Consider the following 16,983-nt stretch of genomic DNA (forward strand, 5'->3'; position numbering starts at 1 on the left):
CGGCGAGGCCTGAGCGCCCACCCCTCCGTCAGGAGGTGTTGCCCCAGCGGGCCTGTTCGAGCAGCTCCACCGCCCGGTCCCGAGCCTCCGGCTCGTCGGAGCGGAGCAGGGTGACCGCCTCGTCGACCGCGTCGGTGAGCCGCCGCCACTGCGTGTCGCGCTCCCGCACCAGGTCCGACTGGGCAGCCAACTGCCGGGTCTTCACCCACAGCTCGACGAAGACCGACACCTTGGCCCGCAGCACCCACGGGTCGAACGGCTTGGTCAGGTAGTCCACCGCGCCCACCTGGTACCCGCGCAGGGCGAGCTGGGCGTCCCGGTCGGCGGCGGTGAGGAAGATGATCGGCACGTGCCGGGTCCGCTCCCGGCGCTTGATGTGGCTGGCCGTCTCGAAGCCGTCCATGTCCGGCATCTGTGCGTCCAGCAGGATCACCGCGAAGTCGTCCACCAGCAGCTGCTTGAGCGCCGCCTCGCCGCTCTCCACCGCCACGGACTGGACCGGCAGGCCCTGGAGGATCGCCTCCAGTGCCATCAAATTCTCCCGCCGGTCGTCGACGAGTAGCGCCTTGGCCATCTGGGTCACGAAGTCTCCTCGGTCCGGCTGCCGCTGATCCAGGACGACATCAGCTCGATCAGGTCGTCCAGGTCGACCGGCTTGGTGATGTAGTCGCTGCCCCCGGCCGCGAGTGCGGACTCGCGGTCGCCCGGCATCGCCTTCGCGGTCAGGAAGACGACCGGTAGGTCGGCGAACCGGTGGTTGCGGCGGATCTGGCGGGTGGTCTCGTACCCGTCCTGGTCGGGCATCATGGCGTCCATCAGCACGATGTCCACCTCCGGGTGCTCGGCCAACAGGCGGACACCGTCCACGCCGTTGTCCGAGTACAGCACGGTCATCCCGTGCAACTCCAAGGCGCTGGTCAGGGCGAAGACGTTACGCACGTCATCGTCCACGATCAGCACCGTGGACCCGTCCAGCTGGCGGGTGGCCGGCGCCTCCGGCCGCTCGGGAAACAGCTCCAGCGGCGGCATCAGCAGCGACGACGGCAGACCGGCGCGCTGCGGGGACGGCGCCTGGGGCGCGACCACGGCGTCCGGGGCCAGCACCTGCGGCACGAACAGGGTGAAGGTCGACCCCTGCCCGGGCGCCGACGACACGGTGATCGTGCCCCCGATCAACCGAGCCAGGTCACGGCTGATCGACAGGCCCAGGCCGGTGCCGCCGTAGCGGCGGCTGGTGGTCCCGTCCGCCTGCTGGAACGCCTCGAAGATGATCGACAGCTTGTCGTCGGAGACGCCGATCCCGGTGTCGATCACGGTGAACGCGATCACCTGCTGGGCGTTGGTCAGCGCCGGCACGTCGAAGACCGCGTTCTCCGCCGCTGGGGCGATTCGCAGCGTCACCGCACCGTTGTCGGTGAACTTCACCGCGTTGGAGAGCAGGTTGCGCAGAATCTGCTGCAACCGCTGCGCGTCCGTGACCAGCGCCGGTGGCAGGTCCTTGCTCACCCGTACCTGGAAGTCCAGGTTCTTCTCCTCGGCCTGCGGCGCGAACGCCTGCTCGACGTAGCCGCGGATCTCCGCGAACCGGATCTCGGTCGGCTCGACGTCCATCCGACCCGCCTCGATCTTGGACAGGTCCAGGATGTCGTCGATCAGCGAGAGCAGGTCCGAGCCGGCGCTGTGGATGGTCCGGGCGAACTCGATCTGCTTCGGGTTGAGGTTCTGCTCCGAGTTCTCCGCCAGCAGCCGGGCCAGCAGCAGCAGCGAGTTCAGTGGCGTCCGCAGCTCGTGGCTCATGTTGGCCAGGAACTCCGACTTGTACGCCGAGGCCCGGGTGAGCTGCTGCGCCTTCTCCTCCAGGCCGAGCCGGGCCAGCTCGATCTCCCGGTTCTTCGTCTCGATGTTGCCCTTCTGCTCGGAGAGCAGGGTGGCCTTCTCCTCCAGCTCGGCGTTGGTGCGCTGCAACTCCGCCGACTGCTCCTGGAGTTCGTGCGCCAGCCGCTGTGACTGGGCCAGCAGCTCCTCGGTACGACGGTTGGCCTGGATGGTGTTGACCGCGACGCCGATGGTGAGCACCAGCCGCTCCAGGAACGCCAGGTGCAGCTCGGAGAAGGCCGCCACGCTGGCGAACTCGATCACCCCGAGCAGCTCCCCCTCGAACAGCACGGGGAGTACCACCAGGTCGGACGGGGGCGTCTCGGCCAGGCCGGAGCGCAGGGTGAGCCGGCTGTTCGGGGATGCGCTGACCCGGATCGTCCGGCGGGAGAGGGCGGTCTGCCCGACCAGCCCCTCACCCGGCCCGAAGGTGACGTCGTGCCCCCGCGCCACGTACCCGTAGGAGGAGGTCAGCTTCAGTCGCATGCTGCCGTCGGCGTCGTCGGCCAGGAAGAAGGCGCCGAGCTGGGCGTCGACCAGCGGGGTCACCTCCGTCATGATCATTCGGCAGACCTCGCCCAGATCCCGCTGGCCCTGCAACAGGCCGCCGATCCGGGCCAGGTTGGAGTCAAGCCAGCCCTGCTCGGCGTTCTTCTTGGTCGTCTCCCGGAGGGTGACGATCATCTGGTTGATGTTGTCCTTCAGCTCGGCGACCTCGCCCTGCGCCTTGACCGCGATCCGCTGGGTCAGGTCACCCCGGGTCACCGACGTGGACACCTGCGCGATGGCCCGCAGCTGGGTGGTCAGGGTCGAGGCGAGCTGGTTGACGTTTTCCGTGAGGTCACGCCAGGTGCCGGAGACGCCCTTGACCTGCGCCTGACCGCCCAACTTGCCCTCGATGCCGACCTCGCGGGCCACCCGGGTCACCTCGTCGGCGAACGACGACAGCTGGTCGACCATGGTGTTCACCGTGGACTTCAGCTCCAGGATCTCGCCCTGCGCGTCCACGGTGATCTTCTGGCTCAGGTCACCCTTCGCCACGGCGGTGGTCACCGAGGCGATGTTGCGCACCTGGCCGGTCAGGTTCGACGCCATCGAGTTCACGTTGTCGGTCAGGTCCCGCCAGGTGCCCGAGACGCCCTTGACCTGCGCCTGACCGCCCAACTTGCCCTCGGTGCCCACCTCACGGGCCACCCGGGTCACCTCATCGGCGAACGACGACAGCTGGTCGACCATCGTGTTCACCGTCGACTTCAGCTCCAGGATCTCGCCCCGAGCATCCACCGTGATCTTCTGCGACAGGTCACCCTTCGCCACCGCCGTGGAGACCTGGGCGATGTTCCGCACCTGGGCGGTCAGGTTCGACGCCATCGAGTTCACGTTGTCGGTCAGGTCCCGCCAGGTGCCGGCCACGCCGCGTACCTGGGCCTGGCCGCCGAGCTTGCCCTCGGTGCCCACCTCACGGGCCACCCGGGTCACCTCGTCGGCGAACGACGACAACTGGTCGACCATCGTGTTCACCGTCGACTTCAGCTCCAGGATCTCGCCCCGAGCATCCACCGTGATCTTCTGCGACAGGTCACCCTTCGCCACCGCCGTGGTCACCGACGCGATGTTGCGCACCTGGCTCGTCAGGTTCGACGCCATCGAGTTCACATTGTCGGTCAGGTCCCGCCAGGTGCCCGAGACGCCCTTCACCTGCGCCTGACCGCCCAGGTTGCCCTCGGTGCCCACCTCACGGGCCACCCGGGTCACCTCGTCGGCGAACGACGACAGCTGATCCACCATCGTGTTGACGGTGTTCTTCAGCTCCAGGATCTCGCCCTGGGCGTCCACCGTGATCTTCTGCGACAGGTCACCCTTCGCCACCGCCGTGGAGACCTGGGAGATGTTGCGGACCTGGCTGGTCAGATTGCCGGCCAGCTGGTTGACGTTCTCGGTGAGGTCACGCCAGGTGCCGGAGACCCCACGCACCTGGGCCTGGCCGCCGAGCTTGCCCTCGATGCCCACCTCACGAGCCACCCGGGTCACCTCGTCGGCGAACGACGACAGCTGATCGACCATCGTGTTGACGGTGTCCTTCAGCTCCAGGATCTCGCCCTGCGCCGCCACCGTGATCTTCTGCGACAGGTCACCACGAGCCACCGCCGTGGAGACCTGGGCGATGTTGCGCACCTGGGCGGTCAGGTTCGACGCCATCGAGTTGACGCTGTCGGTCAGGTCCTTCCAGGTGCCAGCCACGTTCGGCACCTCGGCCTGGCCGCCCAGCTTGCCCTCGGTACCCACCTCACGGGCCACCCGGGTCACCTGCTCGGCGAAGAGCCGCAGCGTGTCAGTGAGGTAGTTGATGGTGTGCGCCAGCTCGGCGACCTCACCCTTGGCCGACACGGTGATCTTCTGGGACAGGTCACCCTTGGCCACCGCCGTGGACACCTGGGAGATCGACCGCACCTGGTAGGTGAGGTTCGACGCCATGGTGTTCACCGAGTCGGTGAGGTCCTTCCAGGTGCCGGCGACGCCCCGGACGTCGGCCTGGCCACCCAGCTTGCCCTCGGTGCCCACCTCGCGCGCGACCCGGGTCACCTCGTTCGAGAACGACGAGAGCTGGTCGACCATGGTGTTCACCGTGCGCCCAATGCGCAGGTACTCACCGCGCAGCGGTCGGCCGTCGATCTCCAGCGCCATGTGCTGGGATAGATCGCCGTCCGCGACCGCCACGATGACCCGGGCGATCTCGGTGGTCGGCCGACCCAGATCGTCGATCAGCGAGTTGATCGCCCGCTGCCCCTCCGCCCAGGAGCCGTCCAGCCCCTCGTCGTCGAGTCGCTCGGTGAGCCGGCCGTCCCGACCGACGATCCGGCTGATCCGCCGCAGGTCCAGGTACTGCCGCTCCTGGAGCGAGACCACCTCGTTGAAGGCGTCCGCCACCTCGCCGCCCTTGCCCGCGCGGCGGGGTAGCCGAACCTTCAGGTCGCCGCGACGGACCCGTCGCAGCGCCTCGGTCAACTCACCGAGGAGCGCCTCGTGGTCGGGTGCGGACGGATCCGCCACCGACTGCTTCGCCGTGGTCATCATTCCTCGCTCAACTCGGGGGCGCCGGCCCGTGCGCACACGCCGGCATTCCATATTGTGCCCGGGTCCGCCGCAGTGCCAGGGTGCGCGACCCGCCGATTGGCCCCGCTGGCCACCCGATCCGCTCTATGTGGGCCGAGCGGGCGCGTCCGGTCGGACACCTCGCCCGGGTGCCGGGACCCCGCCACGGCGGGCGGATGGTCGCAGCCGGGCGGAGAGCGGAACGGGACCGGCTGGCGACCTGGCCCACGCGATGGTCGATCGGCTTGGCACCCGGCGGTGGGACGGTGGAGGATACGGGGGTGTCAGCCGAGGCGGGGCCCGCGACGGCCGGGGCCCGGAACGGGGCGGTCCGGCGTGTCCGCCTGCCCGCTGACCGTCGTACGCCGGCCGCTGCCCGCGCGGTGGTCCGCTCGGTGCTGACCGAGGCGGCCCTGGACGAGCTGGCCAACGAGGCGCTGCTGCTCACCACGGAGCTGACAACCAACGCCGTCGAGCACGCCGGCACCGAACTGGACATCGAGGTCGTCGCGGACGAGATCGGGCTGTCCGTAACCGTCTCCGACTTCGCGCCCGGCACGGGCGACGAGCTGACCGTCGGCACCCGCAACGACGCCACCGAGATCAACGAGGTCTCCGAGCGGGGTCGGGGCCTGCTGCTGGTCGACCACTTCGCCAGCCGCTGGGGCACCACGTACCTGCCCACCGGGAAGGGCGTCTGGTTCCGGCTGAACCGCCCCGGCGCCGACCCGCCGGCCGGGGCCAGCGCGGGCGGCGAGTCGATGCCGGCCAGTTCCGGCCCGGGGGCCGCCACCGACAGCTCCGCGCCGAGCGCCGGCGCGATGAGCGAACTCATGCAGACCGCCCCCGACATCTACGCGGACGACCCGCTGCCCGACTTCGCCAACAGCCTGCTCAGCCGGGTCGCCGAGATGGTGGGCGCGGCCGGCGGCATGATCCGCCTGGACCGGGGCGACGGGCAGGGTCGCCAGGTGCTGGCCCGCTTCGGCCGACAACCCCGCGACGACAGTGAACTGCTCCGGGTGCCGCTGACGGTGCACCGCCCGTACGCCGGGGAGCTGGAGCTGGACGCCGCACCGTCGGCGTACGCCCGGCCACTGGCGGTGCTCACCGCCGAGCGGCTGTCGCTGCACCTGGAGAACGACCGGCTACGCCGGGCCGACGTCCGCCGGCAGGCGTGGCTGACCTTCCTGGCCGAGGCGAGCGAACTGCTGGCCCAGTCGCTGGACGTCGAGCTGACCATGGCACTGATCCCGCACCTGGTAGTGCCCCGTCTCGGCCAGTGGTGCGCGGTGCACACCACCGACGAGTGGGGCCGGCTCCGGTTGGCGGCGGCCAGCCACGCCGACGAGTCGGTGCTGCCGCAGTTGCACAAGGTGCTGGCCGAGACCGGCCCGGACTCGATCCAGGCCCGGCTGCGTGAGGCATCCCGCAGCGCGGCGCAGATTCCGCTCGGCGGGCCGATGGAGGGCTTCGCGGTCCCGTTGATCGCACGCGGGCAGCGGCTCGGCACCCTGGCCGTGGGGCGGCACCAGCGGCACCGGCACGACCCGGACGAGGTGGCCGTGCTGGAGGACGTGGCCCGGCGGGCCGCTCTGGCCATCGAGAACGCCCGCATCCACGCCGAGCGTCGCCGGGTGGCACAGACGCTCCAGCAGTCCCTGCTGCCGCCGGTGCTGCCGCTGGTGGACGGGATCGGCTTCGCCGCCGAGTACGTCCCGACCGGCGACGACGCCGAGGTGGGCGGCGACTTCTACGACGTGCTGCCGCTGCCCGACGGGCGCTGGCTGGTGGTGATCGGGGACGTCTCGGGCAAGGGCGTCCAGGCGGCCGCGGTCACCGGGCTGGTCCGGGACGTCATCCGGGTGCTGGTCGGTGACGGCAAGCCGCTGCCGGAGGCGCTGGCCCGGCTCAACGAGACGCTGGTCGAGCGGGGCGGCGGCCGGTACTGCACCCTGGCACTGGCGGCGGTCGCCCAGGGCGACGGCGACCAGCTGGACGTTTCGCTGCACCTTGCCGGGCATGACCGGCCGGTGCTGCTGGCCGCTGCGGGTGGCGCCGGGTTCGTCGGCACCGGAGGCACCGCGCTGGGCCTGCTCGACACGATCACCTCGCCGACGGCGGAGATCACGCTCGCCCCGGGTGACTCCCTGATCTTCTACACCGACGGGGTGACCGAGCGGCGGCGCGGCCGGGAGCTGTTCGGCACCGACCGGCTGCGTGACGCGGCGGCGCCACTGGGCGGGTACTCGGCCGACGTGGTGGCGGCCCGGCTGCGCGCCGCCGCGATCAACTTCTCGGTCGAGCCGCCCCGGGACGACATCGCCATCCTGGTCCTCCGCAACGACGCGCGCTGACCGCCGCTCGTCGCACCGGGTCCCGGTCGGCTCGGTAGATTGACGGTCATGTCCAGTGTCGCGCAGGCCACGCCGTACTCCCGGCCAGCGGTCCGGGCGCTGATCGCCGGGCAGTTGGCGACCGTCGGAGCGTTCCTCACGGTGCTGCTGCTCTACCTGGGCCGGATGGCAGCCGCCGGCGTCGGCCCGGCCGAGATGCTGACCGGCGCGTACGACCCCAAGGAGCTGATCCCGTTCGGGATGCACGGTGCGAACCCGTTCCTCTGGCTCTACGCCGTGGTGGGGATGCTCTACCTGGTGGGCGCAGTGCTCGGGCTGCCGCTGGCAATCGTCGCGGTGGCCGTGGCCGCGCGGGAACGGGACGCCCTGCCCCGGGTGACCCGGACGCTGCTGCTGGCCGGTGCGGCTGTCACGTTGCTGGTGCTGGTGGCCCGGTTCACCCCGCCGCTGCTGGACATGCACCGGTGGTGGCTGGACTGACCGAGCACCGGTAGCGGTGCCGGTGGCGGAGCCCGGTCACAGGCCGCCGGGGAGGCGGCCGGGGGCGAGTCGATGCTCCGGGTCGAGGTGCTCCTTGGCGGACCGCAGCCGGGCCAGGCCGGCCAGCTCACCCCAGAGGTCAACGGCCTGCCGCACCGGCGCGGGGGCGGAGACCACCACGCAGCGGCCCTGCCGGGCCAGCAGGACCCCCCGGACGGCGGCCAGGATGGATGCCACCCGGTCGGGGGGCAGTGCGCCGGGCAGCGCCGCGTGCACCACGCCCAGCCCGGCGGAACCCCGCACCGGCACCGGGGTGCCGGCCGCGTCGCGCAGCGCGTAGACAGCGGCGTGCAGGTCGCTGATCGGCACCTCCAGGCGCAGCGCTGTGTCGCCGGGTGCGAACGGGTAGCGGCGCCACCACGGCGGCGCGGAGTGCGTGACGGTGGCCTCCCCGTGCAGCATGCCGACCAGGCGCTCGGCCCGCTCCGTGACGTCGGCCGGACCGCCCTCCAGCAGCACCACCAGGCTGCCCGCCCGGGACGGGGCGCTGGCCCGCCCGGACATCGAGGGGTGGCGCTCCCGGGCGGTGGCGGCCGGGTGGCCGGACGGGTACGGCGAGCGGGGCCGGGGCGCTCCGGCCGGCAGATCGAGCTCGATGGCCGCCGGCTCCAGCCGGGCGGCGAGGATCGCCCGGACCAGGTCGTGCACCTCCAGCGGCGTCCACACCGGCCGGGACACCCAGAGCCGACTGGCCGGCACCGACTGCACCCGCATGCTCGCCGAGACCAGCACACCGAGCGCGCCCTGCGAGCCGCAGAGCAGCCGCGCCAGGTCGAGCCCGGGCGCGCCGCCGCCGGCGCTGACCAGCTCGCCGTCGGCGCCCAGGTAGCGGACGCCGAGGAGCTGGTCGCACGGGCTGCCGTGGCGGTGCCGCAGAGGGCCCGCCTCACCGGCGGCGAGCACCCCGCCCAGGGTGGCGCCCGGCGACGGGGCGTCCATGGCCAGCCGCTGCCCGGTGCGCTCCAGCGTGGCCTGCACCGCTCGCAGCGGAGTGCCGGCGCCCACCTCGGCCACCGGCGCGCCGACCGGCTCGTGACCGATGCCGGCAAGCCGACCGGTGTCGAGCATGATGTCGACCTGCACGGGGGTGGCACCCCAGTCGATCTTCGTGCCGGCACCGCGCGGGACCACCGCCAGGTCGTGCGCGGCGGCCAGCCGCAGCACCTCGGCCGCGGCGTGCGGACCACCCGGCACCGCCACCCAGCGGGCCGGCCGCCCGGCCACCTCGTCGGCCGGCCCGGCGAGCCGGGCGAACGGCGGACCGCAGATCGCCGTCAACCGCCGGGTGATCTCGAGGGCTCCGGACCGGCCGAGGGAACTCGCTGCTGCCGCCATGCCGGTCATCGTACATGTGTTCGAATGGCGTGGTGGCGACTATCGGGATGCCGCTGGTCCGGCGCGCGGAGCGGGCCGGCCGGTAACGTGGCCGCCGTGACCACCGAGACTGCCCCGCCCGCGGCGAAGCGGGTGCCCGCCGAGCGCACCCACCACGGCGACACCGTCGTCGACGAGTACGCCTGGCTCGCCGCCAAGGACGACCCGGAGACGATCGCCTACCTGACCGCGGAGAACGCGTACACCGAGGAGCGCACGGCGCACCTGGCCGAGTTGCGCGCGGACCTGTTCGAGGAGACCCGCCGGCGCACCCGGGAGACCGACCTGTCCGTGCCGACCCGCAAGGGCGGGCACTGGTACTACACCCGGACGGTGGAGGGGCAGCAGTACGGGGTGCACTGCCGGCGCGCGGTCCGCGACTCCGAGACCGACCCGCCGCTCAGCGCGGACGGCGCACCGCTGGACGGCGAGGAGGTGCTGCTCGACGGCAACCTGCTGGCCGAGGGGCACGACTTCTTCTCGCTGGGCGCCTTCGACGTCAGCCCCGACGGGCGTTGGCTGGCCTACTCCACCGACTTCTCCGGCGACGAGCGGTTCACCCTGCGGGTGAAGGACCTGACCACCGGCGAGCTGCTGCCGGACGAGGTGCCGGACACCTTCTACGGCACCGCCTGGTCGGCCGACGCCTCGGTGCTGTTCTACGTGACGGTCGACGACGCCTGGCGGCCGAACCGGGTCTGGCGGCACACCGTCGGCTCGGCCGCAGCCGATGACGTGGTGGTCCACCAGGAGGACGACGAGCGGTTCTGGGTGGGCGTGGAGCTGACCCGGTCGGAGAAGTTCATCCTGATCGACATCCACAGCAAGGTCACCAGCGAGGTGCTGGTGATCACGGCCGGCAACCCGGCCGGCGCGCCGGCCGTGATCGCGCCTCGCCGGCAGGGCGTCGAGTACACGGTGGAGCACCACGGCCACCGCTTCCTGATCCTGCACAACGACGGCGCGGAGGACTTCGCGCTGGCGTTCACCTCGGCCGACACGCCGGGCGACTGGGTGCCGCTGATCGAGCACAGCCCCGGCACCCGCCTGGAGGCGGTGGACGCCTTCGCCAACCACCTGGTGGTGTCGCTGCGCACCGACGGGCTCACCGGGCTGCGGGTGCTGCCGATCGGCGGCGGCGACGAGTACGACATCGACTTCCCCGAGCCGCTGTACAGCGTCGGACTGGACGCCAACCCGGAGTACCGCACCGGGCAGGTCCGGCTGCGCTACTCCTCGCTGGTCACCCCCGACTCGGTGTACGACTACGACCTGGTCACCCGGCAGATGGTGCTGCGCAAGCAGAAGCCGGTGCTGCCCGGGCCGGACGGGCGGCCGTACGACCCGGCCGAGTACGAGCAGCACCGCGACTGGGCGCTCGCCGATGACGGCACCCGGGTGCCGATCTCGCTGGTCTGCCGGGTCGGCACTCCCCGGGACGGCTCGGCCCCCTGCGAGCTGTACGGCTACGGCTCGTACGAGGCCAGCATGGACCCGTGGTTCTCGGTGGCCCGGCTGTCCCTGCTGGACCGGGGCGTGGTCTTCGCGGTGGCGCACATCCGGGGCGGCGGTGAGCTGGGCCGGCGCTGGTACGACCAGGGCAAGATGCTGGCCAAGAAGAACACCTTCACCGACTTCGTCTCCTGCGCCCGGCACCTGGTCAAGGCCGGTTGGACGGCCAGCGACCGACTGGTCGCCCGGGGTGCCTCGGCCGGTGGCCTGCTGATGGGCGCGGTGGCCAACCTCGCCCCGGACGCGTTCAGCGGGATCGTCGCGCAGGTGCCGTTCGTGGACGCGCTCACCTCGATCCTCGACCCGTCGCTGCCGCTGACCGTCACCGAGTGGGAGGAGTGGGGCAACCCGCTGGAGGACCCCGAGGTGTACGCGTACATGAAGTCCTACACGCCGTACGAGAACGTGGCGTCGGTGGACTACCCGGCGATCCTCGCCGTGACCAGCCTCAACGACACCCGGGTGCTCTACTCGGAGCCGGCGAAGTGGATCGCCCGGCTGCGGGCGGTCGCCCCGACCGGCGACTACCTGCTCAAGACGGAGATGGGCGCCGGTCACGGCGGTCCGAGCGGTCGCTACGACGCCTGGCGCGAGGAGGCGTTCATCAACGCCTGGATCCTGGACCGCCTCGGCCGCGCCTGACGGTCGAGCCTCCGGTGCCCACCGGGATGATCGCGCTACAACCTGGAAGTAGTGGCCTTGGCTTCCCGTCGAGGCCACTACTTCCAGGACATTGCCCGGTCGCCGGGCAGCCCCGCGCAGCGAATGACGGTCGGCCGGGCGGCGGTGCCGCCTAGACTTCCGGAGTGATCGGGGGGCGGCGTTGACCGGCGACGACGAGGACGGCTTGACGCCCGAAGCGGCACCGACCGCGGCCCGGCGCGCATCCGCCTGGATGATCCTCGCGGTGGTGGCCGCCGCCCTGCTCGTGTGCTGCTGCTCCGCCGCCGTCGGCCTGCTGATCTCCTGGTCCGCCGGCCTCTTCCACCCCTGACCTGACCGATCGCCGTGCGTCCCAGTCAGCCGGTGCCGCCTGAGCGGCCCAGTCAGCCGCGGCCGGCGCCGACCAGGGCGGCGGCCTCGCCGGTACGCACCATCCGCTGCCAGCGCAGCCGCTTGCCGATCAGCGCGGTGACCACCGACTGCACCACCACCAGGTACATCAGCTGCCGGTAGACCAGCTGCTGGAACGGCAGCGCCCACAATGGCCCGTACCGCTCCCCGTCGAGGTGCAGCGCGTAGCCGGCGGTGGCCGCCTGGAGTAGCAGCAGCCCGACCCAGGCGATGGCGAGGGTCGACCAGGGCAGGAAGAACAGACCGTAGACGGCGAACACGTCGACCGCCGGGGCGGCCAGCGGCAGCACGATCTGGAACACCGTGAGGTACGGCAGCCCACGCCGGCCGAGCTTCCCGCCTGCACCTGACTCGCGCAGCGCGTGCCGGTGCTTCCACATCGCCTGCATCGTGCCGTAGCACCAGCGGTAGCGCTGCCGCCAGAGCTGACGCAGCGACGAGGGGGCCTCGGTCCAGGCGATGGCCGACTCCTCGTAGACCACCCGCCACCCGGCCCTGAGCACCTTCATGGTCAGGTCGGTGTCCTCGGCCAGCGTGTCCGCCGGCACCCCGCCCACCCGCAGAAGCACCTCGCGGCGGAACGCGCCGATCGCGCCGGGGATGGTTGGCATGCACTCCAGTACGTCATACATCCGCCGGTCGAGGTTGAAGCCGATCACGTACTCCAGGTGCTGCCACCGGCCGAGCAGTCGGCGTCGGTTGGCGACCTTGGTATTACCGCTGATCGCGCCGACTGACGGGTCGGCGAAGCCCTGCACCAACCGGTGCACGGTGTCCGGCTGGAACACGGTGTCCCCGTCCACCAGCACCAGCAGGTTCGCCCGAGCGGCCCGGATCCCGGTGTTCAGCGCCGCCGGCTTACCGGCGTTGGCCTGCCGGATCACGCGTACCCCGCGTAGCCGCATCCGCTCCACGATGTCGGCGGTGCCGTCGTCCGACCCGTCGTCCACCACGATCACTTCCAGCGCCGGATATGCGCTGGCCACCAGGGAACGGACCGTGGCGGCGATGTTCGCCGCCTCGTTGTACGCCGGCACGATCACCGACACCGGGGCGCGTACCTCGGGCCCGTCCCGCCGGGGCCGGCGGACCCGGCGCACGTGCCGGTGGGCACAGAACACCTGCACCGCCAGACGCACCACGCCGAGCACGAGGGCGACGGCGAGCAGCAGGTTCATCGCCCCGGCCGACCAGCGTGCGCCGGTCTGGGTCCAGCGCAGCGCGGCGCCGCTCAACCGGGTGCCAACGCCCGCCGGGACCATCGACGGCGAGGCGTCGATGCCGCTGGAGACGGTGGTGAACCGGTAGCCCTGATCGGTCAGGGCGGGCAGCAGCCGGTCCAGCGCGGCCACCGTCTGCGCCCGGTCACCGCCGCCGTCGTGCATCAGCACCACGGCGCCCCGCCCTTGCGTCGGGGTGGCCGCCTTCACGATCTTGTCGACGCCGGGGCGCTGCCAGTCCCTGGTGTCCCGGTCGGCGAGCACCGCGACGTGCCCGGCCCCGGCGGCGGCGCGCAGCGCGGCGTACTCGGGTCCGGTCAGCGCCGTCGGCACCGAGGAGAACGGTGGCCGGAGCAGGGTGACCTCCTGGCCGGTGGCCGCGGCGATCGCCTTGCGGGTCAGCGAGAGTTCGAGGTCACGCCGCCACGGCGGTACGGCGGCGAGGTCGGCGTGGGTGAAGGTGTGCGACCCGATCTCGTGGCCCTCGGCGAGGATCCGCCGGACCAGCTCCGGGTGTTCGTTGACCCGGGCCCCGACCACGAAGAAGGTGGCGTGCGCGCCATGCCGGCGCAGCACGTCGAGCACCTGCGGGGTCCAGCGCGGATCCGGTCCGTCGTCGAAGGTCAGCGCGATGGTCCGGTCCGGCAGGGCCCGGCTGGCCGGCTCGGCCCGATCCAGCCGCAGCACCGGGCCGCCCGAGCCGACCTGGGCCGGTACGCCGGCGGCGGGACTGTCGGCCGCGGGGATGCCGGAGCCACCGGCCATGCCGGTCACCAGGCCGTTGACGGTGAGCGCCGCGAGCAGCAGGAGCAGCCCGAGGAGGAGCAGGAGCCAGTGCGCCCGCGGATCGCGCCGGGCCACGTGTCGCGCCGTCATCACTGCGGCTTACCGGGTGACCTGCTCGGCTTCGCGGTGTTGCGGTGCTGGTCGCCCCGGCCCGGCTGCTCCGTGGCGGACGGCGCCACGGTGGCCGTGGTAGGCGGGCCGGAGCGCCGGGCGCCGGTGGTCGGGGCTGGGCTGGGCAGTGGCACAGACGTGCTGGTCGCCGGGGAGGACGAGGGCGACGGCGTGTCGGCCAACCGTGACTGGTTGATCCCGTCCACGCCGGCCTCCACCGGGGGCACCCGAGGGTCGTCGGACCAGCCGGGCAGCGGCACCGAGGTGTCCAGGAAGAGCCCGGCGGCGATCAGCCCGAGGCTGGTGAGCAGGCCGAGACCCATCGCGGTTCCGGCGATGACGGTCAGCCGACGACGGCGCCCCGTCGCGTCGACGAACACCGGCGGAGCACCGCCCGGTTGGTTGTGCATCTAGCGAGCTCCCGCCATTACCGCGCCGGGAACCATCCGGTCCGGCGCCGGGGACCCGATGGTCCGGGTCTCCGGTGCAGATAGCGGCACCGCCATCAACGGCGTTACACCGACTCAGGCCGTGCACAGCTCCTCCACCGCCGTACTGACCTGCAGGAAGAGCAGGCCGACACCGACCGTCACCAGCACCGCCGCCAACGCGCCGGCACCGAGCCAGGCCAGTTGCTCCAGCGGTACCTCCAGAGCCCGCTCGACCGGCGGCGTCTGCACGACGCGGATGTACTGCGCGCGAGTGGCCGGATCATCGCAGAGCGACGCCCCGGCATCGCAGATCTCCATCGACGACCCGCCCGGTGCACACCGACGAGGACCGGGACGGGTCGGAGACCGATGCGCCGCCGGGAGCGGCCAGGCGCGCGTCCGCCTGGATGATCCTCGCGGTGGTGGTCGGTGCCCTGCTCGTCTGCTGCTGCTCCGCCGCCGTCGGTCTGCTGATCGCCTGGTCCGCCGGCCTCTTCCACGCACCGAACTGACCGTCGGTCGTCGTTTTCCTGTCCGGTTTCATTGCGCGAGCAGCACGGATTCCAGAGATCGGTGAATCCTCAATTGCAGCCAGCATTCACTGCTGATTGCAAGACGCGGGCATTATTGCCAATGCGCACGGGCGTCGGACAGGTAGCGTCCGACGCCCGGCATCCGAGGATCTGACTATCGCGTCTGCCACGTCGCATTGAAAGCGACGTGCCCGTTGTCGCACTTGGCGAAAGACGACCAGGTCCCCACGCCCATCCAGGCGCCGTACCGGTCGTAGTCCGGGGCCCACGGCTTGTCACACCGCGTCTTTGCCCGGAACTCTCCGGTGCCGCCGCTGCAGTATGCGCCGGAGCCGTAACCGACGGCGGTCGCCGAACAACCGGTCGGTGCGGCCTGGGCGGCCCCTGACACGCCTACGAGAACCGATGCCGTGGCGACAGCCGCAAGCAAGAAAGCCCGCTTTTTCATCGCACCTTACCCCCCGTAATTGAGACCTCTATCCCAAGCGATCACGGGAATCTATCCCATCGACAGTTGTCAGTCAAGGCTGCTAATCGCGGACCAATGTCGACAAACGCGTCGAGATGCGCTCTGGCCCGGTCCCCGGGAACACCATGCGGCCATCACACCCTGCTGACCGCCAGAGAATGGGTCACGGGGTGGAAGGCCAGGTGGAGTTGCGGCCGGTGTGGGCCAGGAGGTGGTGCAGGTCCCGGGGGTCCTGGGTGGTCGGGGTCGGGGCCGGATCGGCGAAGACGCCCATCTTGCGGGCGGTCGGCGCCAACTGTTCGACCAGCCCGTGCAGCTCGGCCACGGCTTCCGGAGCCGGCTGGTACGGCTGGCCGGTGGCGACGGCGAGATCCCAGCCGTGCACGGTCAGATCCAGCAGCGCCATGCCGCCGATGACGGTCTGCGGCATGCCCATGCCCGGCGACACACCCTCCAGGGTGGATGGGTCCGCCCAGGCGGCGATCAGCCGGCCGGTCTCCGTCTCGAACCGGTCCCGCCAGCCGTCGGCCAGGTGGTCGGGCTTGTCGGACCACTCCACGTCCCGTTTCTCGGCCAGGTCCTGGAAGTTGACCACCACCTCGAACAGGTGGTTGAGCAGGTCGCGGACCGTGTAGTCGCGGCACGGTGTGGGCAGGTCGAGCTGGTCGTCGGCGATGCCGCGCACCACGTCGACGGTTCGCGGCGCGGCTGCCGCCAGCAGATCGCTAGTCTGTGTGGTCATAGGGCCAGCGTATGAGGGTGGTCTTGAAAAAATGCGACAGCGACCGCGTGGCGACAGCCGGGGAATTCTCGACCCGGGCCGGTTGCTGCGCGAGGTCCACTTCCGCCGGCACCTGCCGGCGGAGTCGCTGCGCCCGTGGGTCGAGCACTACTGGCTGATCGACTGGGCGTTGAGCGCACCGTTCGAGCAGCGGGTCGTGCCGCACCCAGCGGTGAACGTGGTCTTCCGACGCGACGGCAACGGTGACGGGCCGGAGACCGGCGAGGTGGCCGGGGTGGGCCGCCACCTCTTCCGGACCACGCTGGTCGGCACCGGTCGGGTCTGCGGGATCCAGTTCCGCCCGGGCGGCTTCCACCCGTTCTGGCGTCGACCGGTCGCCGAGTTGACCGGCCGCCGGCTGCCGTTGCCCACCGGCCGGTTGGCGCTGCCCGACGGTCGGGTATGCGCGGGCACCGACGACGAGCGCCGCCGCGCGCTGGACGCCCTGCTCACCACGTGGGCGCCCGAGCCGGACCCGGCGGCCGAGGAGGCCGTCCGGCTGGCCGAGGCGATCCGGACGGACCGGGCGGTGCTGCGGGTCGACGACTTCGCCGCGCGGCACGACGTCCCGGTCCGCCGGTTGCAGCGGCTCTTCACGGAGTACGTGGGGGTCGGCCCGAAGTGGGTGATCCGCCGCTACCGGCTCCAGGAGGCCGTCGAGCAGGCCGCCGGCGGGCCGCTGAACTGGGCGGGCCTCGCCGCCGACCTCGGCTACAGCGACCAGGCCCACCTGGTCCGCGACTTCACCGCCGTCGCGGGCGTGTCGCCCGCCGCGTACGCCCGATCGGTCCACTGAGGCCGGGACTGGCAGGCCCGCACCGCCGCGA

Annotated in this window: 13 protein-coding genes; 6 read left to right on the forward strand and 7 right to left on the reverse strand. The window is 71.8% G+C overall.

From position 1 onward, the window contains the following. Positions 1-28: 28 nt before the first annotated feature. Both ABZV00_RS00985 and ABZV00_RS00990 read right to left on the reverse strand, forming a co-directional pair. Complete coding sequence (locus tag ABZV00_RS00985) at positions 29-583, reverse strand: response regulator (RefSeq protein WP_355600738.1); 555 nt, start codon at positions 581-583, stop codon at positions 29-31. Then, positions 580-4,947, reverse strand: a complete 4,368-nt coding sequence (locus ABZV00_RS00990) for a HAMP domain-containing protein (RefSeq protein ID WP_355600740.1) — start codon at positions 4,945-4,947, stop codon at positions 580-582. Before ABZV00_RS00990 ends, ABZV00_RS00985 begins: the two co-directional genes overlap by 4 nt. A gap of 302 nt (positions 4,948-5,249) precedes the next feature. On the opposite strand from ABZV00_RS00990, the gene ABZV00_RS00995 reads away from it, so the two are divergent. After that, entirely contained in the window at positions 5,250-7,325 is a 2,076-nt protein-coding gene (locus tag ABZV00_RS00995) for a SpoIIE family protein phosphatase (RefSeq protein WP_355600742.1), read from the forward strand. Positions 7,326-7,373: 48 nt separating this feature from the next. Then, entirely contained in the window at positions 7,374-7,805 is a 432-nt protein-coding gene (locus ABZV00_RS01000; protein WP_328422513.1) for a hypothetical protein, read from the forward strand. A gap of 36 nt (positions 7,806-7,841) precedes the next feature. Here ABZV00_RS01000 and ABZV00_RS01005 read toward each other — a convergent pair whose 3' ends face one another. Further along, positions 7,842-9,200 (reverse strand): FAD-binding oxidoreductase, encoded by a 1,359-nt coding sequence (locus ABZV00_RS01005; RefSeq protein ID WP_328422511.1) that lies wholly within the window; start codon positions 9,198-9,200, stop codon positions 7,842-7,844. 96 nt (positions 9,201-9,296) lie between these two features. Between ABZV00_RS01005 and ABZV00_RS01010 the strand changes: the two genes are divergently transcribed. Next, positions 9,297-11,393: a S9 family peptidase gene (locus ABZV00_RS01010; protein WP_355600745.1), complete on the forward strand. Its 2,097-nt coding sequence runs from the start codon at positions 9,297-9,299 to the stop codon at positions 11,391-11,393. Positions 11,394-11,598: 205 nt separating this feature from the next. Continuing rightward, positions 11,599-11,745, forward strand: a complete 147-nt coding sequence (locus ABZV00_RS01015; RefSeq protein WP_355600747.1) for a hypothetical protein — start codon at positions 11,599-11,601, stop codon at positions 11,743-11,745. Positions 11,746-11,797: 52 nt separating this feature from the next. Here ABZV00_RS01015 and ABZV00_RS01020 read toward each other — a convergent pair whose 3' ends face one another. From ABZV00_RS01020 to ABZV00_RS01030, 3 genes are all read right to left on the reverse strand, one after another. Beyond that, positions 11,798-13,921, reverse strand: coding sequence for a bifunctional polysaccharide deacetylase/glycosyltransferase family 2 protein (locus tag ABZV00_RS01020; RefSeq protein WP_355600749.1), 2,124 nt, complete (start codon positions 13,919-13,921; stop codon positions 11,798-11,800). Continuing rightward, entirely contained in the window at positions 13,921-14,352 is a 432-nt protein-coding gene (locus ABZV00_RS01025; protein ID WP_328422503.1) for a hypothetical protein, read from the reverse strand. The genes ABZV00_RS01020 and ABZV00_RS01025 overlap by 1 nt, the downstream gene beginning before the upstream one ends. 114 nt (positions 14,353-14,466) lie before the next feature. Then, a complete protein-coding gene (locus ABZV00_RS01030; RefSeq protein ID WP_355600751.1) occupies positions 14,467-14,691 on the reverse strand; it encodes a hypothetical protein in 225 nt (74 codons plus the stop codon). Positions 14,692-14,705: 14 nt separating this feature from the next. On the opposite strand from ABZV00_RS01030, the gene ABZV00_RS01035 reads away from it, so the two are divergent. Next, positions 14,706-14,885: a hypothetical protein gene (locus ABZV00_RS01035; RefSeq protein ID WP_355600753.1), complete on the forward strand. Its 180-nt coding sequence runs from the start codon at positions 14,706-14,708 to the stop codon at positions 14,883-14,885. Positions 14,886-15,538: 653 nt separating this feature from the next. Here the strand turns inward: ABZV00_RS01035 and ABZV00_RS01040 are convergent. Beyond that, complete coding sequence (locus tag ABZV00_RS01040; protein ID WP_355600755.1) at positions 15,539-16,117, reverse strand: TIGR03086 family metal-binding protein; 579 nt, start codon at positions 16,115-16,117, stop codon at positions 15,539-15,541. Between the two features lie 31 nt (positions 16,118-16,148). On the opposite strand from ABZV00_RS01040, the gene ABZV00_RS01045 reads away from it, so the two are divergent. After that, entirely contained in the window at positions 16,149-16,952 is an 804-nt protein-coding gene (locus ABZV00_RS01045) for an AraC family transcriptional regulator (RefSeq protein ID WP_355600757.1), read from the forward strand. Positions 16,953-16,983 lie beyond the last annotated feature (31 nt).

The sequence above is a fragment of the Micromonospora sp. NPDC005173 genome (assembly GCF_040608515.1).
In the GTDB taxonomy this organism is placed as follows: Bacteria; Actinomycetota; Actinomycetes; order Mycobacteriales; family Micromonosporaceae; genus Micromonospora.